Origin of the sequence: Streptomyces sp. NPDC006687, assembly GCF_040636215.1 — a bacterium.
Classification (GTDB): domain Bacteria; phylum Actinomycetota; class Actinomycetes; order Streptomycetales; family Streptomycetaceae; genus Streptomyces.
This window is the reverse complement of record NZ_JBEYJJ010000012.1, coordinates 151,049-177,405: the sequence shown is the minus strand read 5'-3', so window position 1 is coordinate 177,405 and position 26,357 is coordinate 151,049. Positions and strand designations below refer to the sequence as shown.

25 protein-coding genes and 1 pseudogene are annotated in these 26,357 nt (G+C 70.4%); 22 read left to right on the top strand and 4 right to left on the bottom strand.

The features are described 5' to 3' along the window. From ABZ716_RS17655 to ABZ716_RS17640, 4 genes are all read left to right on the top strand, one after another. Nucleotides 1-1,193: vitamin B12 dependent-methionine synthase activation domain-containing protein (locus ABZ716_RS17655; protein ID WP_358959847.1), on the top strand; the 1,193-nt coding region annotated here is incomplete at its 5' end. A gap of 113 nt (nucleotides 1,194-1,306) precedes the next feature. Then, entirely contained in the window at nucleotides 1,307-2,008 is a 702-nt protein-coding gene (locus ABZ716_RS17650) for an HAD family phosphatase (RefSeq protein WP_351892140.1), read from the top strand. Nucleotides 2,009-2,488: 480 nt separating this feature from the next. Continuing rightward, nucleotides 2,489-4,093, top strand: a complete 1,605-nt coding sequence (locus tag ABZ716_RS17645) for an ABC transporter substrate-binding protein (protein ID WP_358812444.1) — start codon at nucleotides 2,489-2,491, stop codon at nucleotides 4,091-4,093. Between the two features lie 71 nt (nucleotides 4,094-4,164). Beyond that, nucleotides 4,165-5,748 carry an ABC transporter substrate-binding protein gene (locus tag ABZ716_RS17640; RefSeq protein WP_358812443.1) on the top strand — a complete coding sequence of 528 codons (1,584 nt, stop codon included), beginning with the start codon at nucleotides 4,165-4,167 and terminating at the stop codon, nucleotides 5,746-5,748. Between the two features lie 75 nt (nucleotides 5,749-5,823). Here the strand turns inward: ABZ716_RS17640 and ABZ716_RS17635 are convergent, their stop codons facing one another. Beyond that, on the bottom strand, nucleotides 5,824-6,495 hold the full coding sequence (locus tag ABZ716_RS17635; protein ID WP_351892147.1) for a response regulator transcription factor: 672 nt from the start codon (nucleotides 6,493-6,495) through the stop codon (nucleotides 5,824-5,826). Between the two features lie 61 nt (nucleotides 6,496-6,556). Beyond that, nucleotides 6,557-7,435 carry a RecB family exonuclease gene (locus tag ABZ716_RS17630; protein ID WP_358959845.1) on the bottom strand — a complete coding sequence of 293 codons (879 nt, stop codon included), beginning with the start codon at nucleotides 7,433-7,435 and terminating at the stop codon, nucleotides 6,557-6,559. A 162-nt stretch (nucleotides 7,436-7,597) separates the two neighbouring features. On the opposite strand from ABZ716_RS17630, the gene ABZ716_RS17625 reads away from it, so the two are divergent. The 3 genes from ABZ716_RS17625 (at nucleotide 7,598) to ABZ716_RS17615 (ending at nucleotide 10,462) form a co-directional block, all read left to right on the top strand. Next, nucleotides 7,598-8,797 (top strand): site-2 protease family protein, encoded by a 1,200-nt coding sequence (locus ABZ716_RS17625; protein ID WP_358812441.1) that lies wholly within the window; start codon nucleotides 7,598-7,600, stop codon nucleotides 8,795-8,797. Between the two features lie 18 nt (nucleotides 8,798-8,815). Further along, a complete protein-coding gene (locus ABZ716_RS17620) occupies nucleotides 8,816-9,712 on the top strand; it encodes a tRNA (adenine-N1)-methyltransferase (protein ID WP_042814566.1) in 897 nt (298 codons plus the stop codon). Between the two features lie 228 nt (nucleotides 9,713-9,940). Continuing rightward, the gene (locus ABZ716_RS17615; protein ID WP_358959857.1) at nucleotides 9,941-10,462 is read left to right on the top strand and encodes a hypothetical protein; all 522 of its coding nucleotides are present in this window, start codon (nucleotides 9,941-9,943) and stop codon (nucleotides 10,460-10,462) included. A gap of 4 nt (nucleotides 10,463-10,466) precedes the next feature. Here ABZ716_RS17615 and ABZ716_RS17610 read toward each other — a convergent pair whose 3' ends face one another. Beyond that, complete coding sequence (locus ABZ716_RS17610) at nucleotides 10,467-10,787, bottom strand: ferredoxin (RefSeq protein WP_351892155.1); 321 nt, start codon at nucleotides 10,785-10,787, stop codon at nucleotides 10,467-10,469. A gap of 264 nt (nucleotides 10,788-11,051) precedes the next feature. Between ABZ716_RS17610 and arc the strand changes: the two genes are divergently transcribed. The 5 genes from arc to prcA all read left to right on the top strand — a co-directional run bounded on the left by arc (nucleotide 11,052) and on the right by prcA (nucleotide 16,799). Next, nucleotides 11,052-12,818 (top strand): proteasome ATPase, encoded by a 1,767-nt coding sequence (gene arc / locus ABZ716_RS17605; RefSeq protein ID WP_358812440.1) that lies wholly within the window; start codon nucleotides 11,052-11,054, stop codon nucleotides 12,816-12,818. Nucleotides 12,819-13,065: 247 nt separating this feature from the next. Continuing rightward, a complete protein-coding gene (dop, locus tag ABZ716_RS17600) occupies nucleotides 13,066-14,577 on the top strand; it encodes a depupylase/deamidase Dop (RefSeq protein WP_358812439.1) in 1,512 nt (503 codons plus the stop codon). Nucleotides 14,578-14,732: 155 nt separating this feature from the next. After that, nucleotides 14,733-14,945 (top strand): ubiquitin-like protein Pup, encoded by a 213-nt coding sequence (locus ABZ716_RS17595; RefSeq protein WP_358959842.1) that lies wholly within the window; start codon nucleotides 14,733-14,735, stop codon nucleotides 14,943-14,945. Between the two features lie 209 nt (nucleotides 14,946-15,154). Next, nucleotides 15,155-15,994, top strand: coding sequence for a proteasome subunit beta (gene prcB, locus ABZ716_RS17590; RefSeq protein WP_358812438.1), 840 nt, complete (start codon nucleotides 15,155-15,157; stop codon nucleotides 15,992-15,994). A gap of 40 nt (nucleotides 15,995-16,034) precedes the next feature. Then, nucleotides 16,035-16,799 carry a proteasome subunit alpha gene (gene prcA / locus ABZ716_RS17585; protein WP_351892162.1) on the top strand — a complete coding sequence of 255 codons (765 nt, stop codon included), beginning with the start codon at nucleotides 16,035-16,037 and terminating at the stop codon, nucleotides 16,797-16,799. Between the two features lie 57 nt (nucleotides 16,800-16,856). On the opposite strand, the gene ABZ716_RS17580 is transcribed toward prcA, so the two are convergent. Then, a complete protein-coding gene (locus ABZ716_RS17580; protein WP_358812437.1) occupies nucleotides 16,857-17,855 on the bottom strand; it encodes a LacI family DNA-binding transcriptional regulator in 999 nt (332 codons plus the stop codon). A 137-nt stretch (nucleotides 17,856-17,992) separates the two neighbouring features. On the opposite strand from ABZ716_RS17580, the pseudogene ABZ716_RS17575 reads away from it, so the two are divergent. From ABZ716_RS17575 to tatC, 10 genes and pseudogenes are all read left to right on the top strand, one after another. Continuing rightward, nucleotides 17,993-19,280, top strand: a pseudogene (locus tag ABZ716_RS17575) (MFS transporter). A gap of 9 nt (nucleotides 19,281-19,289) precedes the next feature. Then, complete coding sequence (pafA, locus tag ABZ716_RS17570) at nucleotides 19,290-20,651, top strand: Pup--protein ligase (RefSeq protein WP_351892165.1); 1,362 nt, start codon at nucleotides 19,290-19,292, stop codon at nucleotides 20,649-20,651. Nucleotides 20,652-20,779: 128 nt separating this feature from the next. Beyond that, a complete protein-coding gene (locus ABZ716_RS17565; RefSeq protein ID WP_358812436.1) occupies nucleotides 20,780-21,787 on the top strand; it encodes an FKBP-type peptidyl-prolyl cis-trans isomerase in 1,008 nt (335 codons plus the stop codon). 28 nt (nucleotides 21,788-21,815) lie between these two features. After that, nucleotides 21,816-22,208 (top strand): FKBP-type peptidyl-prolyl cis-trans isomerase, encoded by a 393-nt coding sequence (locus ABZ716_RS17560; RefSeq protein WP_358812435.1) that lies wholly within the window; start codon nucleotides 21,816-21,818, stop codon nucleotides 22,206-22,208. Nucleotides 22,209-22,335: 127 nt separating this feature from the next. Next, nucleotides 22,336-23,292: a WYL domain-containing protein gene (locus tag ABZ716_RS17555; RefSeq protein ID WP_351892173.1), complete on the top strand. Its 957-nt coding sequence runs from the start codon at nucleotides 22,336-22,338 to the stop codon at nucleotides 23,290-23,292. A 61-nt stretch (nucleotides 23,293-23,353) separates the two neighbouring features. Further along, complete coding sequence (locus tag ABZ716_RS17550; protein WP_351892175.1) at nucleotides 23,354-24,322, top strand: WYL domain-containing protein; 969 nt, start codon at nucleotides 23,354-23,356, stop codon at nucleotides 24,320-24,322. A 15-nt stretch (nucleotides 24,323-24,337) separates the two neighbouring features. Then, nucleotides 24,338-24,571, top strand: a complete 234-nt coding sequence (locus ABZ716_RS17545) for a hypothetical protein (RefSeq protein ID WP_358812434.1) — start codon at nucleotides 24,338-24,340, stop codon at nucleotides 24,569-24,571. Between the two features lie 24 nt (nucleotides 24,572-24,595). After that, nucleotides 24,596-24,802: a hypothetical protein gene (locus ABZ716_RS17540; protein ID WP_351892180.1), complete on the top strand. Its 207-nt coding sequence runs from the start codon at nucleotides 24,596-24,598 to the stop codon at nucleotides 24,800-24,802. A gap of 197 nt (nucleotides 24,803-24,999) precedes the next feature. Next, entirely contained in the window at nucleotides 25,000-25,293 is a 294-nt protein-coding gene (gene tatA, locus ABZ716_RS17535; RefSeq protein ID WP_351892183.1) for a Sec-independent protein translocase subunit TatA, read from the top strand. 59 nt (nucleotides 25,294-25,352) lie between these two features. Further along, entirely contained in the window at nucleotides 25,353-26,318 is a 966-nt protein-coding gene (gene tatC, locus ABZ716_RS17530) for a twin-arginine translocase subunit TatC (protein ID WP_351892186.1), read from the top strand. Nucleotides 26,319-26,357: the final 39 nt, after the last annotated feature.

The following is a 26,357-nucleotide window of genomic DNA, read 5'->3' as shown; positions in this document are numbered from 1 at the left end:
TCTCGGCGATCTTGGAGGCCGCGCAGGAGCACAAGGCCGATGTGATCGGTATGTCGGGGCTGCTGGTGAAGTCCACGGTGATCATGAAGGAGAACCTGGAGGAGCTCAACCAGCGCAAGCTGGCCGCCGACTATCCGGTCATCCTGGGCGGTGCCGCCCTGACCCGTGCCTACGTGGAGCAGGACCTCCACGAGATCTACGAGGGCGAGGTCCGCTACGCGCGTGACGCCTTCGAGGGGCTGCGGCTGATGGACGCCCTGATCGCCGTCAAGCGCGGAGTCCCCGGCGCCGCCCTGCCCGAGCTCAAGCAGCGCCGCGTGGCCAAGCGGGACACCCCCCTCCTGGAGGTGGAGGAGCCCGAGCAGCCGGGCGGCCGTTCCGATGTGGCCGTGGACAACCCGGTGCCCACGCCGCCCTTCTGGGGGACGCGCGTGGTCAAGGGCATCCCGCTCAAGGACTACGCCTCCTGGCTGGACGAGGGCGCCCTGTTCAAGGGCCAGTGGGGCCTGAAGCAGGCCCGCGCCGGCGGGGCCACCTACGAGGAGCTCGTCGAGAGCGAGGGCCGTCCGCGCCTGCGCGGCCTGCTGGAGAAGCTCCACACCGAGAACCTCCTCGAGGCGGCCGTGGTCTACGGCTACTTCCGCTGCGTGTCCAAGGACGAGGACCTGATCCTCCTGGACGAGCAGGGCAACGAGCTGACCCGGTTCACCTTCCCCCGCCAGCGCCGCGGGCGCCGGCTGTGCCTGGCGGACTTCTTCCGCCCCGAGGAGTCGGGTGAGACCGACGTGATCGGCCTCCAGGTGGTCACCGTCGGCTCGAAGATCGGCGAGGCCACCGCCAAGCTGTTCGAGTCCGACTCCTACCGGGAGTACCTGGAGCTGCACGGCCTGTCCGTCCAGCTGGCCGAGGCCCTCGCCGAGTACTGGCACGCCCGCGTCCGCGCCGAGCTCGGCTTCGGCGGGGAGGACCCGGCCGCCATCGAGGACATGTTCGACCTCAAGTACCGGGGCGCCCGCTTCTCCCTCGGCTACGGCGCCTGCCCCGACCTGGAGGACCGGGCGAAGATCGCCACCCTCCTCCAGCCGGAGCGGATCGGGGTCCACCTCTCGGAGGAGTTCCAGCTCCACCCGGAGCAGTCCACCGACGCCCTGGTCATCCACCACCCCGAAGCGAAGTATTTCAACGCACGCTGAGACGGACCGGCGTACACTGGTCGGTCCCAACAGGCCGGTCACCTGTTCCCGAGGGGGATGCCCCGCTGGGTCCGAGGTGACCGGCCTTGTCGTCCCCGGAGAGAGGCGTACGCATGACCAGCACCGTTCCCGCCCCCGTCGTCCGTACGGCGGACGGACACGCCCTGCAGGCGGTGCTGCTCGACATGGACGGCACCCTCGTCGACACCGAGGGATTCTGGTGGGAGATCGAGGCGCAGATCTTCCTCGAACTGGGCCACCGCCTGGACGAGGCGTGGCGGGACGTCGTCGTCGGCGGCCCCATGAGCCGCAGCGCCTCCTTCCTGATCGAGGCGACCGGCGCCGCCATCGGCCTCGCCGAGCTGAGCGTCCTGCTCAACGAGCGCTTCGAGGCCCGCATCGCCGAGCAGGTGCCCCTGATGCCCGGCGCCGAGCGGCTGCTCAGCGAGCTGGCCCGGCACAACGTGCCCACCGCCCTTGTCTCCGCCTCCCACCGCCGCGTCATCGACCGGGTCCTGCTCACCCTCGGCCGCGACCGCTTCCACCTGACCGTTGCCGGCGACGAGGTCCCCCGTACCAAGCCCCACCCCGACCCCTACCTGTTCGCCGCGAGCAGCCTCGGCGCGCACCCTTCGCGGTGCGCCGTCATCGAGGACACCGCGACCGGGGTGGCCGCGGCGGAGGCGGCCGGCTGCCGGGTCGTGGCGGTGCCCTCCGTGGGGCTGATCGAGCCCGCGCCCGGGCGGACCGTCGTGCGCTCCCTGGAGGACGTGGACCTCGCGTTCCTGCGCTCGCTGATCACTCCGCTGAACTGAGCGCACACCGTCCGTGCCGAACGGAACGGGGGCCCGCCCCCGTTCCGGCGGAAGGATCTTCCGCCACGGCCACCGGAGGCCGAAATTCCATCCTTACGGCCGAGGCTTTGGCGGGTGACTTTGGTCACCCGAGGAGCCTTCGCCGGACCTGCCCCGAGCCTCCAGGGGCTTCCCATGTGTCCGGATTGATCATGTCCTGACACCATCTGCGAAGACTCCGGTATAAGCGGTCAGTCCGCACCCATCACAGTGCGATTACGCCCCCGCTCCCACGCGTTCCAGCCACCCCTCCCAGGGCCACTAATGTCATCGCCGGGCACTGCGCACGCACCTTTGCCGTACCGGCCGCACACCCTTGCACCGGCACGCGCGTGGACCGATCGTCAAACACCGGCCCGATCGTTCCGCCCTGAACGGGCGACCGCAGCGAAGTGCCCTCTACGCCGCTTAACAAGTGCCGGGTGAGGGAGTACTTCCAGCATGAACCGCAAGACCATGGTGCTGACGGCCGCGCTCGGCCTGCTCACCCCCGCGCTGTCCGCATGCGGCAGCGCGAGCGGAACGGGAGCAGGGTCCGGAGCCATCGTCGTCGGCACCACCGACCGGTTCGAGGCAGCCGACTTCGCCCCCGCCCCGTTCGACCCCGCCTACGCCTACGACGCCACCACCTGGAACGTCCTGCGCCAGACGGTCCAGACGCTGATGCGCACCCCGCGCGGCGGCGGCCAGCCCGTCCCCGAAGCCGCCTCCGACTGCCGCTTCACCGACAACGAGAACGAGAGCTACCGCTGCACCCTGCGGCCGGGCCTGACCTTCGCCAGCGGTGACCCGCTCACCGCCAAGGACGTCAAGTTCTCCATCGACCGGGTCAGGACCATCAAGGACGAGAACGGCCCCTCCTCCCTGCTCTCCACCCTCGACACCGTCGAGGCCAAGGGCGCCGACACCGTCGTCTTCCACCTGAAGACCCCGGACGCGACCTTCCCGTACAAGCTCGCCACCCCCGCCGCCGGCATCGTCAGCGAGAAGAACTACGACGCCAAGAAGCTGCGCACCGGCTTCGCCGTCGACGGCTCGGGCCCGTACACGATGAAGCCCGAGGTCAAGGACAACCACCTCGTGCGGGCCGTCTTCACCAAGAACCCGCACTACAAGGGCGACATCAAGCTGCAGAACGACAAGGTCGAACTGCGCACCTTCCCCGACTCGGCCGCCGCCGCCAAGGCGCTGTCCGACGGCTCCATCAGCATGATCTCCCGCACCCTCTCCCCGGCCCAGATCACCGAGCTCTCGGCCAAGCCCCCCAAGGGCGTCCGGCTCGTGCCCATGCCGGGCCTGGAGATCCGCTACATCGGCTTCAACACCGACGCCCCGGTCACCAAGGAGAAGGCCGTACGCCAGGCCCTCGCCGCGGCCGTCGACCGCAACAACGTCATCTCCAAGGTCTACGGCAAGTCCGCGCAGCCCCTGTACTCGCTGGTCCCCACCACGGTCACCGGCCACGTCAACTCCTTCTTCAACAAGTACGGCGAGGCCAACACCGCCAAGGCCGCCGACCTCCTGAAGGCCGCCGGGATCAAGACCCCCGTCAAGCTGACGCTGAACTACACCACCGACCACTACGGCGACGGCACGGCCGCCGAATTCCAGGCCCTCAAGGCCCAGCTGAACTCCACTCAGCTGTTCGACATCACCGTCCAGGGCAACGAGTGGGGCGACTTCCGCCCCGCCCAGAAGAAGGGCGACTACGCCGCCTACGGGCTCGGCTGGTTCCCCGACTACCCCGACGCCGACAACTTCCTCGCCCCGTTCCTGGAGCAGGACAACTTCCTGGGCACGCCGTACGCCAACACCGCGGTGCGCACCAGGCTCATCCCCGAGTCCCGCAAGGCCGCCGACCGCACCGTCGCCGTCCCCGCGATCACGGAGATGCAGGACATCGTCGCCGACGACGTCCCCGTCCTGCCCCTGTGGCAGGGCAAGCAGTACGTCGCCGCACGCGACGGGATCACCGGAGTGGAATGGTCGGTCAACGCCATCTCCGACCTCCAGCTGTGGGAACTCGGCCGGGGCGTCAGCGGCTGAGACCGGCAGCAACCGGCGGCGGACGTCGCAGGCCGGCGCAAGGATCAGACAAGAACTGTGAAGGACATCGCGTGAAGAGACGTAACCAGTGGCTGGTAGCCCCGCTCGGGGCGGCCACCGCCGCCGCGCTGCTCAGCGGCTGCGGCTCGCAGGACGGCTCGGCTGCCGGCAACGGCAACGGCGTGGTCATGGGCATATCCGACAAGGTGAAGTCCACCGACCCGGCGTCGGGCTACGACCCGGGTTCCTGGCTGCTCTTCAACAACGTCTTCCAGTCGCTGCTGAGCTTCCCCAAGGGCGGCACCACGCCCGAGCCCGACGCCGCGCAGTCCTGCAACTTCGAGGGCGGCGACAGCAGGGTGTACAAGTGCACCCTGCGCTCCGGCCTGAAGTTCAGCAACGGCCACAGCCTCACCTCGAAGGACGTCAAGTTCTCCTTCGAGCGCACCCTGAAGATCAACGATCCGAGCGGCCCGGCCGTCATGCTCTCGTCCATCGCGAGCATCGACGCCCCCGACGAGCGGACCGTCATCTTCAAGCTGAAGACCCCCGACGCGACCTTCCCCAGCAAGATCGCGTCGGGCGCGGGCGCCATCGTCGACCACAGCGAGTACCCGGCCGACAAGCTCCGCACCGACAACAAGGCGATCGGCTCCGGCGTCTACAAGCTGGACTCCTTCAACGAGAAGAGCGCCAACTTCTCGGTCAACGACGCCTACAGCGGCAAGGCCAAGGCCAAGAACACCGGCGTCACCCTGAAGTTCTTCAACGGCGACCAGGCCGGCCTCAAGACCGTCCTGGAGAGCGGCGACGTCGACTTCGCCTTCCGCGGCCTCGCCGCCAAGGACATCGCCGGCCTCGCCGCGACCAAGACCGGCGACAACAAGGTGGACGTCGTCCAGGGCACCGGCGCCGAGGTCCAGCACATGGTCTTCAACGTCAGCGACCCGGTCGCCGGCAAGCTCCCCGTCCGCAAGGCCATCGCCTACCTCGTCGACCGCGAGGCGCTCGTCAAGGACGTCTACTCCGGCACCGCCGTGCCGCTGTACTCGATCGTCCCGGCCGGCATCGCCGGACACACCACCCCCTTCTTCGACCGCTACGGCGGCAGCCCCCAGCTGGAGAAGGCCAAGGCCGTCCTCAAGGCCGCCAACATCACCGGCAAGATCAAGCTGACGCTGTACTCGACGCCGACCCGCTACGGCCCCTCCACCGACCAGCAGTTCCAGGTCATCGCCAAGCAGCTCAACGACAGCGGCCTGTTCGACGCCGACGTCAAGTCCGTCGAGTTCGAGCAGTACGAGAAGGACATCAAGGCCGGCAAGTACGGCGTCTACGTCAAGGGCTGGGTGCCCGACTACCCGGACGCCGACAACTTCACCCAGCCGTTCTTCGGGCCGGACAACGTCCTGATGAACAACTACGACAACAAGGAGATCAGCGGGACCATCATCCCCGCGACCTCCACCAAGTCCGACCGCACCGCGGCCAACCCGGACTACACCCGCCTCCAGGACATCGTCGCCGACGAGATCCCGGTCCTCCCGCTCTGGCAGAGCAAGCAGTACGCCGTCGCCCGCCAGAACGTCACCGGCCTCCAGTGGTCCCTGGACGCCTCCACGGTCTTCCGCTTCTGGGAGATCAGCAAGGGCTGACCAGCCCCGGACACACCCGCGCCCCGGCCCCCGCGAAGGGAGCCGGGGCGCGGGCGCGTCCACACCCGGGGGCGGCTACTGCGCGCCCGGACGCACCAGACCGCTCTCGTACGCGTACACCGCCGCCTGCACCCGGTCCCGCAGACCCAGCTTCGTCAGCACATGGCCCACATGCGTCTTGACCGTCGTCTCGCTCACGAACAGGTCCGCCGCGATCTCCGCGTTCGACAGCCCGCGTGCCACCAGCTTCAGGACCTCCACCTCCCGCTCGGTCAGCGTCCCCAGCGCGTCCGGGACGCTCTCCTCGCCCGACGGCAGGTGGCCGGCGTACTTGTCCAGCAGCCGGCGCGTGATGCTCGGGGCCAGCATCGCCTCGCCCGCCGCCACCACCCGGATCGCCTGCACCAGCTCATGGGCCGGAGCGTCCTTCAGCAGGAACCCGCTCGCCCCCGCCCGCAGCGCCTCCACCACGTACTCGTCCAGGTCGAAGGTGGTCAGCACCAGCACCTTCGCCGGCCCGTTCCGCTCCGGACCCGTGATCTGCCGGGTCGCCTCCACCCCGTCCATCCGCGGCATCCGGATGTCCATCAGCACCACGTCAGGCTGGAGCGCCCGCACCTGCTCCAGCGCCTGCAGACCGTCCCCGGCCTCACCCACCACCACCAGCTCCTGCTCCGCCTCCAGGATCATCCGGAAGCCGGTGCGCAGCAGTGGCTGGTCGTCGACCAGCAGGACGCGGATCGCCACGGGAACTACCTCGTATTCGTCGGACGGCTTCGGCGCCGCCCATTCTGCCCTGGCCGCGCGCTCAGGAACCCGCCGGGCGGGCCGGCCCCGGGACGACCGGCAGCGGATACACCGGGGGAGTGCCGCCGAACTCCGGGCACACCGCCTGGTGGTCGCACCAGCCGCACAGCTTCGTCGGGCGCGGACGCCAGTCACCCGTCTCCGTCGCCTCCCGGATCGCCTCCCACAGCGCGTGCAGCTTGCGCTCCACCCGCTCCAGGTCCGCCACCACCGGGTCGTACGTCAGCACGTCCCCGCTGCCCAGGTACACCAGCTGCAGCCGCCGCGGCACCACCCCCTTCAGCTGCCACACCACCAGCGCGTAGAACTTCATCTGGAACAGCGCGCCCTCGGCGTACTCCGGCCGCGGCGCCTTCCCCGTCTTGTAGTCGACGATGCGGACCTCGCCCGACGGCGCCACATCCACCCGGTCGATGATCCCGCGCAGCCGCAGCCCCGACTCCAGCTCCGTCTCCACGAAGAACTCCCGCTCCACCGGCTCCAGCCGCGTCGGGTCCTCCAGCGTGAACCAGCGCTCCACCAGCGCCTCCGCCTCCGCCAGCCACCCCGCCAGCCCGGCGCCCCCGTCCCCCGGCGGGAACAGCTCCGACAGCTCCGGCCTCGCCTCCAGCAGCCGCTCCCACTGCCCCGGCAGCAGCGCCTTCGCCCGCGGCACCGTCCGCTCCTGCGCCGGATGATCGAACAGCCGCTCCAGGACCGCATGCACCAGCGTCCCCCGCGTCGCCGCCGCACTCGGCTTCTCCGGCAGCCGGTCGATCACCCGGAACCGGTACAGCAGCGGGCACTGCATGAAATCGCCCGCCCGCGAAGGCGACAGCGAGGCGGGCCGGGCAGCAGCCGGGGAAGCGTCGGCGGAACCGGCGCCGGGGATCGTCGTCATGCGTAAAACCCTACGACCCGGCACCGACAGCACGCGCATACCATCGACTCCGGGCCCATCGCCCTGCATGATCGGAGCATCACACCCCGCAACAGCACCCCACGCCGCCCCACCCCCGACGTGGACCACACTGGAAGCAAACGCACCGAACGAAGGACAACCGTGGCAGACACCGACGAAACCGGCGAGCGCCCCGCCAAGCGCTCCGACCCGGGCGGCGGCATCCTCATGGGCCGCCCCTTCGGCGTGCCCGTCTACGTCTCGCCCAGCTGGTTCCTCGTCGCCGCCCTCATCACCTGGGTCTTCGGCGACCAGCTCGACCGGGTCCTGCCCGGGCTCGGCCCCGTCCGCTACCTCGTCTCCCTCTTCTTCGCCGTCGCCTTCTACGCCTCCGTCCTGGTCCACGAACTCGCGCACACCATCGCCGCGCTCCGCTTCAGGCTCCCCGTGCGCCGCATCCAGCTCCAGTTCTTCGGCGGCGTCTCCGAGATCGAGAAGGAATCCGAGACCCCCGGCCGCGAATTCGTCCTCGCCTTCGTCGGCCCCCTCCTCTCCCTCGCCCTCGCCGGGATCTTCTACCTCGGCATGAACGCCGTCGACCCCGCGAGCGTCCCCGGCGTCCTCCTCGCCGGCCTCATGGTCTCCAACCTGCTCGTGGCCGCCTTCAACCTCCTGCCCGGCCTCCCCCTCGACGGCGGCCGGATGCTCCGCGCCCTGGTCTGGGGCATCACCGGCAAACCCATGGCCGGCACCGTCGCCGCCGCCTGGGTCGGCCGCGCCCTCGCCGTCACCGTCCTCATCGGCCTGCCCCTGATCACCCGCACCGGCGTCCTCGGCAACCCGCCCCGGGACATCGGCGGCATGGACACCGTCATGGACGCCCTCCTGGCCGCCATCCTCGCCGCCATCATCTGGACCGGCGCCGGGAACAGCCTGCGCATGGCCCGCCTGCGCGAACACCTGCCCGAACTGCGCGCCCGCACCCTCACCCGCCGCGCCATCCCCGTCCAGAGCACCACCCCCCTCTCCGAAGCCCTGCGCCGCGCCGACGAAGCCGGAGCCCGCGCCCTCGTCGTCGTGGACGGCCTGGGCGACCCCACCGCCATCGTCCGCGAGACCGCCATCGCCTCCGTCCCCGCGCACCGACGCCCCTGGGTCGCCGTCAGCACCCTCGCCCAGGACCTCACCGACGGCATGAAGGTTTCAGCCGAACTCACCGGCGAAGCACTCCTCGACCGCCTCCGCACCACCCCCGCCTCCGAATACCTCGTCATCGAGGACACCGGCGCCATCTACGGCGTCCTCTCCGCCCTCGACGTCGAGAAAGCCTTCGTGAAGGCCATGGCGCGGCCCCACTCCTGAAGCCAATACACTGGTCACATGTCCGAACCGACCGGTGCCGCCCGCCGACGCGGGCCCTTCGAGGTCGGGGACCAGGTACAGCTGACCGACCCCAAGGGCCGCCACTACACGTTCACGCTCGAAGCTGGGAAGAACTTCCACACCCACAAGGGTTCCTTCCCGCACGACGAGCTGATCGGCGCTCCCGAGGGCAGCGTTGTCCGCACCACCGGCAACGTCGCCTACCTCGCGCTGCGCCCCCTGCTCCCCGACTATGTCCTGTCCATGCCCCGCGGCGCCGCCGTGGTCTACCCCAAGGACGCCGGCCAGATCCTGGCCTTCGCCGACATCTTCCCCGGCGCCCGCGTCGTGGAAGCGGGGGTGGGCTCCGGCTCCCTGAGCAGCTTCCTGCTGCGCGCCATCGGCGACCAGGGCATGCTCCACAGCTACGAGCGCCGCGCGGACTTCGCCGAGATCGCCACCGCCAACGTCGAGCGCTACTTCGGCGGCCCCCACCCCGCGTGGAAGCTGACCGTGGGCGACCTCCAGGACAACCTGGACGAGACCGACGTCGACCGCGTGATCCTCGACATGCTCGCCCCCTGGGAGTGCCTGGAAGCGGTCAAGAAGGCCCTCGTGCCCGGCGGCATCCTCTGCTGCTACGTGGCCACCACCACCCAGCTGTCCAAGACCGTCGAGTCCATCCGCGAGATCGGCTGCTTCGCCGAGCCCCAGCCGTGGGAATCGATGATCCGCAACTGGCACGTGGAGGGCCTCGCCGTCCGCCCCGACCACCGGATGATCGGCCACACCGGCTTCCTCGTCACCGCCCGCCGCCTCGCCGACGGCGTCGAGCCGCCCATGCGCCGCCGCCGCCCCGCCAAGGGCGCCTACGGCGAGGACTACGAGGGCCCCGGCAGCGACCGCTCCGCGTAGCCGCCGCCCCGCCAACGCCGAAGCGCTGTGGCGCAGTTCCGGGACCACGTCCCGGAACTGCGCCACAGCGCCTTTTCGTTGTCCGTGCGGACCGGTGCGGACCCGGCCGTTCCACCCCGGTGTGAGGTATGGCACGATGCTGGCTCACCGTCACCCTTCGTACAGGAGACACCCAGCGTGACGTCGCCCGACCACCTCATTGGCCACCGGACCAAGCCCGTCCACTGGATGGCCACCGCCACCGCCATGGCCGCCGTCATAGCCGGCGCGGGCCTCCTCCAGCCCGGCCGCGCCACCGGCGCCACCCCCGGCCCCGGACCCGGGAACAGCCCCCGGGCCGCCGCCCCCGACGCCCAGGCGGTCGGCTACCCCCTCGACTGCAAGGGCGCCCCGCACCTCGTCACCGCCACCGCCCAGGGCGACCTCGACGGCGACGGCCGCCCCGAGACCGTGGCCGCCGTACGCTGCGACGCCGGCTCCGGCACCCCGCCCCACGCCCTCTACGTCCTCGCCCAGGAGGCCGCCCCCGGGGCCCGGCCCCGGATCGTCGCCACCCTGCTCGATCCCGCCCAGCGCCGCACCGCCACCGATCTGACCGTCCGCGACCGGACCGTCACCGCCGGCCTGCTCGGCTACTCCTCGCCCTCGGTGCCCCGCTACAGCCCCGACGTCAAGCAGCTCGCCAAGTGGCGCTGGACCGGCGGGAAATTCCGCCAGGAGCTTACGGATTCGACCGCCGGGCGTGTTTGAACCGTCACTCCGCGTCCGGCCCGAACACCTCGACCCGGTCCGAAACCCGCCGCACGTGGATGCAGTCGCCGGGGCATTCCTTCGCCGAATCCACCACGTCCTGGAGCAGCGGCAGCGGAACCGGAGTCGTCGCCCCCGGCTCCACCAGCAGCTCGTCCGCGGCACTCTTGACGTACGCCAGACCGTCGATGTCCAGCTCGAACACCTCCGGGGCGTACTGGACGCAGATCCCGTCCCCGGTGCAGAGATCCTGGTCGATCCAGACCTCCAGGGGCTCTCCGGCTCCGCCTGCGCCCCCCGCCGGGGCCTCCTGCTGCACGGTCATATCTCCTGCCGTTCCCTGCTCTGACTGATCCGTTCCGGAAGCGGCTCTCGGCAAGTCGCGCGGACCCGGAAGGGTGTTGAACAGTTCGACCTTACAACCGGCTGCTTTCCGATGTTGAAGGGTGGGTATTTCCCTGGCGTGAGGGAGTACGCAAGGGTGAAGATCGGACACACCCCTACCGTCTTTGTGATCTAGGGGTTTCAATCACCACCAGCCCAGGTAGGGTCAGGAAGCGTCCAGCTCCCCTTGGAGGAGGTGAGGACCGTGGCAGCCCACGACGACGACATCAACCGCGGCATCCGGCCCGGGCGAGGGTCTGAGGACCCCGCTGGCCAGGTTGCCTATCTCGAGCAGGAAATCGCCGTCCTGCGACGCAAGCTCGCCGACTCTCCGCGTCACACGAGGATTCTCGAAGAGCGGATCGTCGAGCTCCAGACGAATCTGGCAGGCGTCTCCGCGCAGAACGAACGACTGGCGAATACCCTCCGTGAGGCCCGGGACCAGATCGTGGCCCTCAAGGAGGAAGTCGACCGGCTCGCACAGCCGCCGGCCGGCTTCGGTGTCTTCCTCCAGGCGAACGAGGACGGCACCGTCGACATCTTCACCGGCGGCCGCAAGCTCCGCGTGAACGTGAGCCCCAGCGTCGAGCCGGAAGACCTCCGGCGCGGCCAGGAGGTCATGCTCAACGAGGCGCTCAACGTGGTCGAGGCCATGGAGTTCGAGCGCGCCGGGGACATCGTCACCCTCAAGGAGGTCCTGGAGGACGGCGAGCGCGCCCTGGTCATCGGGCACACCGACGAGGAGAGGGTGGTCAGGCTCGCCGAGCCGCTGCTGGACATCACCCTGCGCGCCGGCGACGCCCTGCTGCTCGAACCCCGCTCCGGCTACGTCTACGAGGTGGTCCCCAAGAGCGAGGTCGAGGACCTCGTCCTCGAAGAGGTCCCGGACATCGACTACGACAAGATCGGCGGCCTGGGCGACCAGATCGAGCTGATCCGCGACGCGGTCGAGCTCCCCTACCTCTACCCGGACCTCTTCAAGGAACACGAACTGCGGCCCCCGAAGGGCATCCTGCTCTACGGCCCGCCCGGATGCGGCAAGACGCTCATCGCCAAGGCCGTCGCCAACTCCCTTGCCAAGAAGGTCGCCGAGGTCACCGGACAGGCAGCGGGCAAGTCCTACTTCCTGAACATCAAGGGCCCCGAGCTCCTCAACAAGTACGTCGGCGAGACCGAGCGGCACATCCGCCTCGTCTTCCAGCGCGCCCGGGAGAAGGCCAGCGAGGGCACCCCCGTCATCGTCTTCTTCGACGAGATGGAGTCCCTCTTCCGCACCCGCGGATCCGGTGTCAGCTCGGACGTGGAGAACACCATCGTCCCGCAGCTGCTCGCCGAGATCGACGGCGTGGAGGGCCTGGAGAACGTCATCGTCATCGGCGCCTCCAACCGCGAGGACATGATTGACCCGGCGATCCTGCGGCCCGGCCGCCTCGACGTGAAGATCAAGATCGAGCGTCCGGACGCGGAGGCCGCGAAGGACATCTTCGCGAAGTACCTCAAGGCGTCCCTGCCGCTGCACACGGACGACCTCAGCGAGCACTCCGGCTCCCCCGAGGCGGCCGTCCACAGCATGATCCAGACCGTCGTCGAGCAGATGTACGCGGAAAGCGAGGAAAACCGCTTCCTCGAGGTCACGTACGCCAACGGCGACAAGGAAGTCCTGTACTTCAAGGACTTCAACTCCGGAGCGATGATCCAGAACATCGTCGACCGGGCGAAGAAGATGGCCATCAAGGCATTCCTCGAACACAACCAGAAGGGCCTCCGGGTCTCCCACCTCCTCCAGGCATGCGTGGACGAGTTCAAGGAGAACGAGGACCTGCCGAACACCACCAACCCGGACGACTGGGCCCGCATCTCCGGAAAGAAGGGCGAGCGGATCGTATTCATCCGCACCCTCGTCACCGGAAAGCAAGGCGCGGACACCGGACGCTCCATCGACACGGTGGCGAATACCGGTCAGTACCTCTGACGGTGCGAGGCGGCTGCGGGTGCCTCACACGGCACCCGCAGCCGCCTGCTTTACCGCCCGCCTTTTCCGGCCGTGACAAGGCGAAGTCAATGACTGAAATGATCTCCCCACCAGCGCGGAGTGGTTCTAGGCTCTTCCGTACCGCCGGTCGCGCAGTGCGGGACGGGCACCGCACACGACGCACCGGAGCACCAGCGGTACTTGAGCGCCGCCCCGAACGGGAGCGGCGCCGGGCAAGGAGGGCCGCATGACCGTACGGCGAGTAATGGGGATCGAGACGGAGTACGGGATCTCCGTCCCCGGGCACCCGAACGCCAATGCCATGCTCACCTCGTCCCAGATCGTCAACGCCTACGCGGCGGCGATGCACCGGGCGCGACGCGCCCGCTGGGACTTCGAGGAGGAGAACCCGCTGCGGGACGCCCGCGGCTTCGACCTCGCCCGCGAGGCCGCCGACAACAGCCAGCTGACCGACGAGGACATCGGCCTGGCCAACGTCATCCTGACCAACGGGGCGCGGCTCTACGTCGACCACGCGCACCCCGAGTACAGCTCGCCGGAGATCACCAACCCGCTCGACGCGGTGCTCTGGGACAAGGCCGGCGAACGGATCATGGCCGAGGCCGCCGAACGGGCCGCGCAGCTGCCCGGCGCCCAGCCGATCCACCTCTACAAGAACAACACGGACAACAAGGGCGCCTCCTACGGCACGCACGAGAACTACCTGATGAAGCGGGAGACCCCCTTCTCGGACATCGTGCGCCACCTGACGCCCTTCTTCGTCTCCCGCCAGGTGGTCACCGGCGCCGGCCGGGTCGGGATCGGGCAGGACGGGCGCGAGCACGGCTTCCAGATCAGCCAGCGCGCGGACTACTTCGAGGTCGAGGTGGGGCTGGAGACCACCCTCAAGCGGCCGATCATCAACACCCGCGACGAGCCCCACTCGGACGCCGAGAAGTACCGCCGGCTCCATGTGATCATCGGGGACGCGAACCTCTCGGAGATCTCCACCTACCTCAAGCTGGGGACGACCGCGCTGGTCCTGTCCATGATCGAGGACGGGTTCATCAACGTGGACCTGGCCGTGGACCAGCCCGTGCGGACCCTGCACCAGGTCTCCCACGACCCGGACCTCCGGCACCTGATCACGCTCCGCAGCGGGCGCACGCTGACCGCCGTACAGCTCCAGATGGAGTACTTCGAGCTGGCCAGGAAGTACGTGGACGAGCGGTTCGGCACGGACGCCGACGAGCAGACCAAGGACGTCCTGAGCCGCTGGGAGGACGTGCTGGGCCGGCTGGAGACCGATCCGATGAGCCTGGCCGGGGAGCTGGACTGGATCGCCAAGCGGGAGATCCTGGAGGGCTACCGCAGGCGCGACGGACTCGGCTGGGACGCCGCCCGGCTGCACCTGGTGGACCTCCAGTACGCGGACGTACGGCCCGAGAAGGGCCTGTACAACCGTCTGGCGGCCCGGGGCAAGATGAAGCGGCTCCTGGACGAGCCGGCCGTCGAGCGGGCCGAGAGCAAGCCGCCGGAGGACACCCGGGCGTACTTCCGCGGGCGCTGCCTGGAGCAGTACGCGGACGACGTGGCGGCGGCCTCCTGGGACTCGGTGATCTTCGACCTCCCGGGCCGCGACTCCCTCCAGCGGGTCCCGACCCTGGAACCCCTGAGGGGGACCCGCAAGCACGTCAAGGAGCTCCTGGACCGCTGCCGCACGGCGGAGGACCTGGTGCGGGTGCTTTCGGGGCAGTGACCGGGGCTGAAAGACCTCCGGTCTGGGAATCATGAAAGTACGGGGACGAATGCCGGACCCTCCTTGTAGGGTCCGGCGTAGGGTCTGATCTTGGGAGGTCCCGAATCCCGGGGTCTCTCCGTGTGAGCGCGCGAACCGAGCGGGGTGAGGTAGACATGGCGACCAAGGACACCGGCGGCGGACAGCAGAAGGCCACTCGCTCGACCGAGGAGGTCGAGGAGGCGGCGATCGAGGAATCGACCGACCTCAAGGAGCGCCAGGAGAAGCTCTCGGACGACGTCGACTCCGTCCTGGACGAGATCGACGACGTCCTTGAGGAGAACGCCGAGGACTTCGTACGGTCCTTCGTGCAAAAGGGTGGCCAGTAAGGCATTCCGACCTTCGAATCCGAGGTCGTTTGCGGGGAGTGGGTCCCGGTCCGGAGGCCGTGACCGTGTGGCGGCGTACGGCGGCGAGGGCCGCCCGCGCCGCCGGGCGGCCGGGTCGGCCGCCGTCGTCGGACGGGTAGGGTCCGGGGCGTAGTTCAAGATCGGCCGGACGTCATCGGGCGTGCAGCCGCTTATGTGGAAGGAAACCTGTGGAACCCAACACTCGTGGCACAGGGCGTCTGCCGGCAGCCTTCCTGACGCCGGGGTCGTCGTCCTTCATGGACTTCCTGGGGGCGCACGCGCCCGAGATGCTGCCGGGGAACCGGAAGCTCCCGGAGGGGATCGTCGAGGCGCCGCACGGGACGACCATCGTCGCGGCCACCTTCCCCGGCGGGGTCGTGCTGGCCGGTGACCGGCGGGCGACCATGGGGAACATGATCGCGCAGCGGGACATCGAGAAGGTGTTCCCGGCCGACGAGTACTCCGCGGTGGGTATCGCCGGCACGGCCGGCCTCGCCGTCGAGATGGTCAAGCTGTTCCAGCTGGAGCTGGAGCACTTCGAGAAGGTGGAGGGCACGACGCTCTCCCTGGAGGGCAAGGCGAACCGGCTCTCGACCATGATCCGGAGCAACCTCGGCATGGCCATGCAGGGCCTCGCCGTGGTGCCGCTGTTCGCCGGGTACGACGAGGTCAGGGAGAAGGGCCGGATCTTCTCCTACGACGTGACCGGCGGCCGCTCCGAGGAGCACGGCTACGCCGCCACCGGTTCCGGTTCCATCTTCGCCCGGGGCTCCATGAAGAAGCTCTACCGCCCCGACCTGACGGAGGAGCAGGCCACCACCCTGGTCGTGCAGGCCCTCTACGACGCCGCCGACGACGACTCGGCGACCGGCGGTCCGGACCTGTACCGCAAGATCTACCCCATCGTCACCGTCATCACCGACGAGGGTTTCCGCAGGCTGGACGAGGACGAGTCGCAGGAGCTCGCCCGCAAGGTGACGGACCGGCGGCTGGAGCAGCCCGACGGCCCGCGCGCCGCCCTGCTCTGACCAGTCCTCTCGTCGCCCAGTAGAAAGGGACGGACCACCGGTGTCGACTCCGTTCTATGTGTCACCCCAGCAGGCCATGGCCGACCGGGCGGAATACGCCCGCAAGGGCATCGCCCGCGGTCGCAGCCTCGTCGTGCTGCAGTACGCCGACGGCATCGTGTTCGTCGGCGAGAACCCGTCCCGCGCGCTGCACAAGTTCAGCGAGATCTACGACCGGATCGGCTTCGCGGCCGCCGGCAAGTACAACGAGTACGAGAACCTGCGCATCGGCGGCGTCCGCTACGCCGATCTGCGCGGATACACCTATGACCGCGACGACGTGACGGCCCGTGGGCTGGCCAACGTCTACGCGCAGACCCTCGGCACCATCTTCTCCTCGGCCGGCGAGAAGCCGTACGAGGTGGAGCTGGTGGTGGCGGAGGTCGGTGCCACGGCCGCGGGGGACCAGATCTACCGGCTGCCGCATGACGGCTCGATCGTGGACGAGCACGGCTCGGTCGCGGTCGGCGGCAACGCCGAGCAGATCAGCGGCTACCTCGACCAGCGCCACCGGGACGGGATGACCCTCTCGGAGGCGCTGAAGCTGGCGGTGCAGGCGCTCTCCAGCCAGGCCAACGGGGCCGACAAGGCGATTCCGGCGGAGCGGCTGGAGGTGGCGGTGCTGGACCGTACGCGGGCGCAGCAGCGCAAGTTCAAGCGGATCCGGGGCCGTCAGCTGGCACGGCTGCTGGAGGCGGAGGTTCCGGCCGCCGCCCAGGTGGACGCCGTGTCGAACGACGAGGCGGCGGAGGACGACGCCGAGTAACCGGGCTCCGCAAGGCCCCGGTCCGCCCCTGCGGGGGCGGACCGGGGCCTTCGTGCGTCAGGGGGCCGGGGCGGGGCCGGTGGAGTCGCGGACGACGAGTTCGACGGGGATGTCGGGGGCGGTCCAGGGGCGGCCGTCCAGGACGGCGAGGAGGGCGTTCATGCCCTGCTCGCCGACCTGCTCGGCGGGCAGCCGGACGGTGGTGAGCTCGGGCTCGACGGCGGTGGCCAGGCCCAGGTCGTCGATGCCGGTGACGGAGAGGTCCTCGGGGACGCGCAGGCCCAGGCGCCGGGCGGCCTTGCAGGCGCCGGCGGCCAGGACGTCGTCGTCGCAGAGGATGGCGGTGGGCCGGTCCCCGGGGGCCGCGAGGGCGGCCTCCATGGCCGTGCGGGCGGCGTCGACGCTGAGGCCGGCCCGGACGGTGCGCAGTTCGGCGGCGGGGCCCAGGAGGGCGGCGAGGGCCTGGGCGCGGATGCGGAAGGTCCAGGTGTCGACGTCGGCGGCGAGGTGGAGGAAGCGGCGGTGGCCGTGGCCGAGGAGGTGCGCGGCGGCCTGGCGGACGCCGTCGGTCATGGCGAGGTTGACGTGGGCGGCGGCGCGGCCGGAGCCGGGGTCGCTGTCGAGCATGACGAGGGGGAGGTCGTCGCCGCCGATGGCGTCGAGGGCCGCGGCGGCCATGGAGGAGGCGATGACCCCGTCGAGGGCGGCGCGGGCGGAGGCGAAGGGGTCGCGGGCGGGGCCGGTGCCGTCGGGGGAGGGGTAGAGGACGACGCCGAAGCCGTGGGCGGCGGCGACGCGGGCGGCGCCGGTGTAGACGCGGGCGAAGAACTCGTTGGTGAGGGCGGGGACGACGAGGAGCGCGGTGCGGGTGCTGCCGAGGCGGAGGTTGCGGGCGGCGAGGTTGGGCCGGTAGCCCAGGGCGGTGGCGGCTTCGCGGACGAGGGCGGCGGTGCGCTCGGAGACGCGGCCGCGCCATTTGTCGCCGAGGACGAGGGAGACGGTGGCCTGGGAGACCCCGGCGGCGGTGGCGACGTCGCGGCTGGTGGGTCTCGTCACAGGAAACTCCTGAAGTGCCAGGTGGGGCGGGTGGGGGCGGTCGGCGGGGTGGACCCCGGGTCTGCGGTCATGGTACGTATGACCGGTCAAGTTATACGTATTACCCCGGCGGTGAGTCCGGGCAGAAGGGGGCGCTCATGGCCGCGGGATACGCGGAGCTGCTCAGGACCCGGTACGCGGCGCGGCTCCTGGCGGGCACGCTGCTGGGCCGGCTGCCCAACGCCACCGCCGCCATCGCGATCGTCCTGTTCATCCGCTCCGAGGGCGGCAGCTACAGCCTCGCGGGCGCGCTGGCCGCCGCGTACGGGCTGGCCAACGCCGTGGGGCAGCCGCTGCTGGGCCGGGCGGTGGACCTGTACGGGCAGCCGCGGGTGCAGCTGCCCGCCGCGGTGGTCTCGGCGCTGGGGATGGTGTGGCTGGCCGCCGCCGGCACGGGTTCGATGGCCGCCGCCTACGCGGCGGTGCTGGTCTCCGGCCTGTTCACCCCGCCCCTGGAGGGCGGGCTGCGCGCCCTGTGGCCCTCGGTGCTCGGCGGGCGCGAGGAGCGGGTGCACGCCGCGTACGCGATGGACGCGGTGGCCCAGGAGATCATGTACACGGTCGGGCCGCTGCTCGTGACCCTGTGCGTGGCGCTGTGGTCCCCGGCCGCCGCGCTGGTGGTGCTGAGCGGCGTGGGGCTGGTGGGCGTGCTGATGGTCGTGCTCTCGGAGCCCTCCCGTGCCTGGCGCTCCGCGCCGCGCGAGGCCCACTGGCTGGGCGCGCTGCGCTCGCGGGGGCTGCTGGCGCTGCTGGGCGCGTTCTTCTTCGTCGGTATGGCGCTCGGCTCGATCGCGGTGGCGGCGGTGGCGTACTCCGACGGGCACGGCGGCCAGGCGGTGTACGGCTGGCTGATGGCGGCGCTGGGCCTGGGCGCGCTGGCCGGAGGCGTGGTCTACGGCGCCCGGCAGTGGGCGGGGGCCCCGGAGCGGCGGCTGCGGCTGCTGGTGGGCCTGCTGGCGGTGGGCTACCTGCCGCTGATGCTGAGCGTGGGGCCGGTGGCGATGACGGCGCTGGCCGCGCTGTCCGGCGTGTTCCTGGCGCCCTCGCTGGCCTGTGCGTTCATCGTGGTGGACCGGCACGCCCCGGCGGGCACGGTGACCGAGGCGTTCTCCTGGCTGGTGACCTTCTTCGGCGTGGGCGCGGCCATCGGTACGGCGGCGGCCGGTCCGGCGGTGGAACTGGGCGGGACCACGGCCGGTTTCGCCGTGGCGGGCGGCGCCGGGGTGGCGGCCCTGCTGGTCCTGACGGCCACTCAGGGGATCCTCGCCGCGGGCGCCCGCAGCCGGGCCGTCGCGGGCTCCGCGGGGGTGCCTTCGGAGCAGTTGATCAAAAACTGATAGGAACGCCGCCCGCGAACCCGGTTTCAGAAGAGGGCAGAAGGCGTAATGTTCAGTCATGGACCGCCGCATTTTCGGGCTGGAGAACGAGTACGGCGTCACGTGCACGTTCAGGGGACAGCGCCGACTGTCTCCTGACGAAGTGGCGCGCTACCTCTTCCGCCGTGTCGTGTCATGGGGCCGCAGCAGCAATGTGTTCCTGCGGAACGGCGCCCGCCTGTACCTCGACGTGGGATCGCATCCGGAATATGCAACGCCCGAATGCGACAACCTGACCGAACTGGTCACCCACGACAAGGCGGGCGAGCGCATTCTGGAGGGCCTGCTCGTCGACGCCGAACGCCGCCTGCATGAGGAGGGAATCGCCGGCGACGTCTACCTGTTCAAGAACAACACCGACTCGGCGGGCAATTCGTACGGCTGTCACGAGAACTACCTCGTGGCCCGGCACGGTGAATTCTCCCGTCTGGCGGACATCCTCATTCCCTTCCTCGTCACCCGCCAGCTGATCTGCGGCGCGGGCAAGGTGCTGCAGACCCCCCGGGGCGCGGTGTACTGCGTCAGCCAGCGGGCCGAGCACATCTGGGAGGGCGTCAGCTCCGCCACCACCCGTTCCCGGCCGATCATCAACACCCGCGACGAGCCGCACGCGGACGCGGAGCGCTACCGCCGCCTCCACGTGATCGTCGGGGACTCCAACATGTCCGAGACGACCATGCTGCTGAAGGTCGGCGCCACCGACCTCGTGCTGCGCATGATCGAGGCGGGCACGGTGATGCGGGACCTGACCCTGGAGAACCCGATCCGGGCCATCCGCGAGGTCAGCCACGACATCACCGGCCAGCGCAAGGTGCGCCTGGCCAGCGGCCGCGAGGCGTCCGCCCTGGAGATCCAGCGCGAGTACTACGACAAGGCCCTGGACTTCGCCGAGCGGCGGGGCATCCGTACCGGGGTGGTCGAGCAGGTGCTGGAGCTGTGGGGCCGCACCCTGGACGCCATCGAGGCCGAGGACCTGGACCGGATCGGCCGTGAGATCGACTGGGTCATGAAGTACCAGCTGATCGAGCGGTACCGCGGCAAGCACAACATGACCATGTCCAACCCGCGGGTCGCCCAGATAGACCTCGCCTACCACGACATCCACCGCCGGCGGGGCCTGTACTACCTGCTGGAGCGCAAGGGGCAGGCCGAACGGGTCTGCAACGACCTGAAGATCTTCGAGGGCAAGTCGGTGCCCCCGCAGACCACCAGGGCACGGCTGCGCGGGGACTTCATCCGCCGGGCGCAGGAGCAGCGGCGGGACTTCACCGTCGACTGGGTGCACCTCAAGCTGAACGACCAGGCGCAGCGCACCGTGCTGTGCAAGGACCCGTTCCGGTCGGTGGACGACCGGGTGGAGAAGCTCATCGCCGGTATGTGACCGGTGCGGCCCAGGACCCCGTACGCCTCGGCGTGCGGGGTCCTCGCATGCCAGAGCCTTGTGGCGCAGGGGCCAGCCCGTAGAGTGGGCCGCTACGACGGACCATTCCAGCGACCCTGAGGACCACTGTGCGACGCCGACTTGCTGCCGCGCTCATCGTGCCGGCTCTGATGCTCACCGCAGCCTGCGGAGGGGGCGACGACTCCGGGAAGAAGGACTCCTCTCCGTCGGCCGACGCCTCCAAGCCCGCGGCCGACGTCCCGAAGCCGGTCGCGTCGGCGAACCCGATGCCGACGGTGGCCGGCGAGGCGGGGAAGAAGGCCGAGATCACCGTCCCCAAGGGTGAGCCGAGCGGCAAGTTCGTGGTGAACGTCCTCAAGGAGGGCACCGGCCCGGAGGTCAAGAAGGACGACCTCGTGGTCACCCGGTACACGGGCAAGATCTGGAAGAGCGGCAAGGACATCAAGGGCTCCTACGACCCGGACGGCGAGCCGCTCGTGGTCCCGGCCGGCTCGCAGCAGATGCTGCCGCTCTTCAGCGAGTCCGTGCTCGGCAAGAAGGTCGGCAGCCGGGTGCTGGTCGTCGCCCCGCCGGCCGCGGCCTTCGGTGACCAGGGCCAGCCGCAGCTGGGCGTGGGCGCCAAGGACAACCTGGTGTTCGTGGTGGACGTCGACTCCGTCATGCCGAAGAAGGCCGAGGGCACCCAGGCCCCCATCCCGTCGGACCTGCCGCAGGTCAAGGCCGACGAGGAGAAGGAGGCCACGATCACGATCCCGAAGAACGACCCGCCGAAGGAACTGGTCGACAAGGTCCTGATCGAGGGCAAGGGCCCGGAGGTCAAGAGCGGCCAGACCGTCTACATGCAGTACAGCGGTGCGGCCTGGGCCCCGAACCAGGGCAAGGACGCGGCGAAGCTCTTCGACACCTCCTGGAAGACCGGGCAGCCGTTCTCGACGAAGATCGGCCAGGGCCAGGTCATCGAGGGCTGGGACAAGGGCCTGGTGGGCAAGAAGGTCGGCAGCCGCGTGCTGCTGGTGATCCCGCCGGAGCAGGCGTACAAGGACCAGGCCAAGGGCGAGGACCTGCCGGCCAACTCCACGCTGGTCTTCGTCGTGGACATCCTCGGAGCAGTGTAAAACTGTTCCGGTTGACCGGTTCGTACGTATGAGGAGCAGTTCCGTGAGCGACAAGCTCGAAAAGCCCGAGATCGACTTCCCCGATTTCCCCGTCCCGGCCGACCTGGTCATCGAGGACATCTGGGAGGGCGACGGCGCCGAGGCCAAGGCCGGCTCCACGGTCTCGGTCCACTACGTGGGCGTGGCCTACTCCACCGGTGAGGAGTTCGACGCCTCCTGGAACCGTGGCTCCGCGCTCCAGTTCCCGCTGGGTGCCGGCCGTGTCATCCCCGGCTGGGACAAGGGCATCCAGGGCATGAAGGTCGGTGGCCGCCGCAAGCTGGTCATCCCGCCCCACCTCGCCTACGGCGACCAGGGCGCCGGCGGCGCCATCAAGCCGGGCGAGACGCTGATCTTCGTCTGTGACCTGATGGCCGCCTGATCCACGGGCAGTCACCGCGCAGGGCCCCCGCCATGAGGCGGGGGCCCTCGCTTTTGCCCGGGACCGCCTTGGCGGTACGGTCAACGGTCACGAGTGTGTGTGCCGAGCATGTGGGGGAAGGGCGTCGATGGCGATTGCCAAGGCCGAGCGGCTGATGAATCTGGCGCTGTGTCTGCTGGGGACCCGACGTCCCCTCAGTAAGCGCGAGCTGCGCGGTTCGATCGAGGCGTACCTGGAAGCCGGCAACGACGACTCCTTCAACCGGATGTTCGAGCGCGACAAGGACGACCTGCGCGAACTCGGCCTGGTGATCGAGACGGTGGAGAACCTGGAGGGCGAGACCGGCTACCTGGCCCGCCGTGACAGCAACCGGCTGCCGCCCGTCTCCCTGGACGCCGAGGAGGCCGCCGCCCTCGGACTGGCCGCCAAGGTCTGGCAGCAGGCCCGCCTCGCGGGAGCGGCCAACGGCGCCCTGCAGAAGCTGCGCGCCGGCGGGATGCCGGAGGCCGGCGACCCCTACGCGGGGCAGCACAGCGCCATCGAGCCGCGGATCCCCGTCCACGAGGCGGCCTTCGAGCCGCTGATGCTGGCCTGCCGTGACCGCCGGCCCGTGGTCTTCGACTACCGCAAGTCCAACGCCGCCCGGCCCGAGCCGCGCCAGGTCGAGCCGTGGGCCCTGGAGTGCTGGCGCGGCCACTGGTACCTGGCGGGCTACGACCGCGACCGGGGGGCGGAGCGGGTGTTCCGGCTCTCCCGGATCACCGGCAAGGTCCGCTCGCGGGCCGGGAAGTACACCGCCGAGGTGCCGGACGTGGTGACCGTACGGGAGACCGTCGCGGCCTGGGCCGGCGAGGGCGCCGAGCGTTCGGCGCTGATCCGGCTGCGCGCCGGGGCCGGGTACCCGCTGCGGGCCAAGGCCACGAAGGTGCGCGAGGGCGCCGACGGCTGGGACGAGCTGGAGATCCCCTACGGGCACGGGCTGGACGCCTGGCTCGTGGAGTTCGGCCCGGACGTCGTGGTGATGGAGCCCGCGGACCTGCGGGCCGACGTGATGGACCGGCTGCGCGCCGTCGCCCGGGGCTGACCGGAACCGCCGGAACCGCACCACCCACGCCCGTAACGCCCTGAGGGGGAGACGTACCAGCATGGCCGCGAACGCCATCGACCAGACCCGCCGGATGCTGTCCTTGGTGACCTACCTGCGCGAGCGCCCCGGGGCGCACGTCGCGGACGTCGCCCGGGCCTTCGGGATCAGCGAGGACGAGCTGATCTCGGACCTCGACGTGCTGCCCATGTGCGGCACCAGCTTCCGCGGCGGGGACCTGCTCGACATCGACACCGACGGCGACCGCATCTGGTGGCACAACGCCGACGCCTCGGGGGAGTCCACCGCCGAGCCGCTGCGCCTGGCCGCCGACGAGGCGACCTCGCTGCTCGTGGCCGCCCGCGCGGTGGCCACGCTGCCCGGGCTGCGCGAGAGCGACCGGGACGCGCTGCTGCGGGCCACCGCCAAGCTGGAGGCGGCCGCCGGTGAGGCGGCCGGGGCCAGCTCCCGGCTGTCGGTGACCTTCGAGTCCGAGGGCGGGGTCTTCGCCGACGTCGACCGGGCCATCTCCGAGCGGCGCCGGCTGTGGCTGCGCTACTACTCGCCGGCCCGCGACGAGCTCACCGAGCGCACCGTCGACCCGATCCGGCTCTTCGCGGTGGGCCACACCTACCTGGAGGGCTGGTGCCACAGCTCGGAGGCCCGGCGCACCTTCCGGCTGGACCGGGTCGCCGAGATCCGCCTCCTCGACGAGCGCTCCGAACCGCCCGCCATCGAGCCCCGCGACCTTTCCGAGGGCCTGGTCCAGCCGGCCGCCGAGGACCCGGAGGTGGTGGTCGAGGTCGGCCCCGGCGGACGCTGGGTCGCCGAGTACTACCCCCACGACAGCGCCGAGGAGCTGCCCGACGGAGGGCTGCGGATCACGCTGCGCAGCCCCGACCCGGCCTCGCTGCGCCGGCTCGCCCTGCGCCTGGGGCGCGACGGGCGGATCGTCTCGCCGCCGGAGCTGGCGCGCAGCGCCCGTCAGGCCGCCGCAGAAGCACTCGCGGGGTACGGGGAACAGGTCTAGAGGGGGAGCGGAGAGATGGCGCCGTCTTCCGGTCCGCGACCGGTCACCTTCAAGGCCGCCTGCCCCGAGTGCCGGGCGTGTTTCGAGCTCGGGGCGGACGCCCTGAGACTGGCGATCGGCGGCAGCCGGCGGACCACCTTCTACTCCTTCACCTGCCCCGAGTGCGCCGCCCCGGTCCGCAAACCGGCCGGGGAGCGGATCGTGGAGCTGCTGACCGGCGGGGGAGTGAGCACCCTGCGCAGGGTGTGACGGGCCGGGCGCTAGGCTCGTCCCATGCTGTGGCCGATGCTTGCGATTGCCCTGGGCTTCCTCGGGGTCGCCGTCCTGTCCGTGCTGGCCGTACGGGTCTTCCTGGAGGTCCGGCGACTGGCCGGCCAGGTGGACCTGGCCAGCCGCCGGATCACCGAAGCCTCCGGGGACCTGGAACGGGCGGCGGCCGACCTGGCCGGAGCGGCACGCGAGGGGGCGCTGCGGCCCTAGGGCCGGACCCGTCCGCCTTATGGAAACCGCGCGGCCGGACCCGTACCGTCGGAGCCGCCGGCAAGCGCGCAGACCCCTGGGGATTGCCGGGCGTTTACCCCCGGGGGTTACGATCCATGTCAGAGAGGTGCCGGAGGTCTGTCCGGTATCGCGAGGCCACCCCAAACCAGCCGTTTCGGTGAGTAAGGAAGACACACATGATCGGCAATCTGAAGCCCCTTGAGATCCTTCTGATCATCGCCGTCATCGTCCTGCTGTTCGGCGCCAAGAAGCTCCCCGAGATGGCCCGCTCGCTCGGCAAGTCGGCCCGGATCCTCAAGAGCGAGGCCAAGGCCATGAAGAGGGACGGCGAGGTCGCCGAGGACGCGCCCGCCGCCGCTCCGGCCGCCGACACGCAGCAGCCCGTCGCCCCGCGCACCATCAAGGCCGCGCCCGGTGACGTCACCAGCTCCCGTCCGGTCACCGAGCCGGGCCGCGCCGCCCAGGGCTGACATCCGGGGGGCCGACCCCCCAGCACGCCGGTCATTTGCAACGAGACAAGGGACGTGGGTTGCTCAAGTCTGCCCGCAAGCAGGGGAAGCGAGATCGGCTTCCGAAGGACGCCGAAGGGCGGATGCCGCTCGTAGAGCACCTGCGTGAGCTGAGAAACCGCCTGCTGAAGTCGGTCCTGGCGATCGCCGTGGTCACGATCGTCTGCGCCTACTACTTCCGGCCGATCATCGACTTCCTGCTGGAGCCGATGCTGTCCTCCGTCGGCTGCGTGGGCGGAGCCACCCACCAGAGCAACGGCGCGCCCTGCGCCGAGATGACGGCCAACGGTCTGACGGGGCCGTTCTCCATCGCGCTGAAGGTCGGCCTCTCCGCCGGCATGGTGCTGTCCGCCCCGGTCTGGCTCTACCAGCTGTGGGCGTTCGCCGCCCCCGGCCTGCACAAGAACGAGAAGCGGTACACGCTGAGCTTCGTGGCCGTCGGCGCTCCGCTGTTCCTGGCCGGCGCGATCCTCGCGTACAAGATCCTTCCGCAGACCGCGGAGATCCTCCTCGGCTTCACCCCCGACCACGTCAAGAACCTGCTGCCGGTCGACGACTACCTCGACCTGGTCACGCGCATGGTCGTGGTCTTCGGCCTGGCCTTCGAGCTCCCGCTGATCCTGGTGCTGCTGAACTTCACCGGGATCCTCACGGCCAAGCGGCTGGCCGGCTGGTGGCGGGGGATGGTCCTCGGCATCACGATCTTCGCGGCCTTCGCCACCCCCACCGGCGACCCGGTCACCATGCTGACCCTCGCCTCCCCGATCGTGGCCCTGTACTTCCTCGCCCTCGGGGTCTGCCTCCTCAACGACCGCCGCCGCCGGCGCGCCGACCCGGACGCCGGACTCGACGACGACGAAGCCTCCGACCTGGACCTGACCCCCGAGCCCATCGGCGCGGTGGCCCCGCCCCCGGCACCCTCCGTGCTGCCCGAGCAGGCCGACGGCGGGCGCCGCCAGATCAACGGCTACGACGACGCCACCTGACGCCCGCTGATCGGATAAATGGCCGGGACTGTTGTCAGG

What these genes read in the sequence shown, in the direction of transcription:
- ABZ716_RS17550 (WP_351892175.1), top strand. Translation starts at nt 23,354, where the DNA reads ATGGCCGCGAACGCCATCGACCAGACCCGCCGGATGCTGTCCTTGGTG.
- ABZ716_RS17645 (WP_358812444.1), top strand. Translation starts at nt 2,489, where the DNA reads ATGAACCGCAAGACCATGGTGCTGACGGCCGCGCTCGGCCTGCTCACC.
- ABZ716_RS17595 (WP_358959842.1), top strand. Translation starts at nt 14,733, where the DNA reads ATGGCGACCAAGGACACCGGCGGCGGACAGCAGAAGGCCACTCGCTCG.
- pafA (WP_351892165.1), top strand. Translation starts at nt 19,290, where the DNA reads ATGGACCGCCGCATTTTCGGGCTGGAGAACGAGTACGGCGTCACGTGC.
- ABZ716_RS17540 (WP_351892180.1), top strand. Translation starts at nt 24,596, where the DNA reads ATGCTGTGGCCGATGCTTGCGATTGCCCTGGGCTTCCTCGGGGTCGCC.
- ABZ716_RS17615 (WP_358959857.1), top strand. Translation starts at nt 9,941, where the DNA reads ATGGCCACCGCCACCGCCATGGCCGCCGTCATAGCCGGCGCGGGCCTC.
- ABZ716_RS17545 (WP_358812434.1), top strand. Translation starts at nt 24,338, where the DNA reads ATGGCGCCGTCTTCCGGTCCGCGACCGGTCACCTTCAAGGCCGCCTGC.
- ABZ716_RS17650 (WP_351892140.1), top strand. Translation starts at nt 1,307, where the DNA reads ATGACCAGCACCGTTCCCGCCCCCGTCGTCCGTACGGCGGACGGACAC.
- ABZ716_RS17620 (WP_042814566.1), top strand. Translation starts at nt 8,816, where the DNA reads ATGTCCGAACCGACCGGTGCCGCCCGCCGACGCGGGCCCTTCGAGGTC.
- dop (WP_358812439.1), top strand. Translation starts at nt 13,066, where the DNA reads ATGACCGTACGGCGAGTAATGGGGATCGAGACGGAGTACGGGATCTCC.
- ABZ716_RS17555 (WP_351892173.1), top strand. Translation starts at nt 22,336, where the DNA reads ATGGCGATTGCCAAGGCCGAGCGGCTGATGAATCTGGCGCTGTGTCTG.
- ABZ716_RS17630 (WP_358959845.1), bottom strand. Translation starts at nt 7,435, where the DNA reads ATGACGACGATCCCCGGCGCCGGTTCCGCCGACGCTTCCCCGGCTGCT.
- ABZ716_RS17610 (WP_351892155.1), bottom strand. Translation starts at nt 10,787, where the DNA reads ATGACCGTGCAGCAGGAGGCCCCGGCGGGGGGCGCAGGCGGAGCCGGA.
- tatA (WP_351892183.1), top strand. Translation starts at nt 25,000, where the DNA reads ATGATCGGCAATCTGAAGCCCCTTGAGATCCTTCTGATCATCGCCGTC.
- ABZ716_RS17560 (WP_358812435.1), top strand. Translation starts at nt 21,816, where the DNA reads ATGAGGAGCAGTTCCGTGAGCGACAAGCTCGAAAAGCCCGAGATCGAC.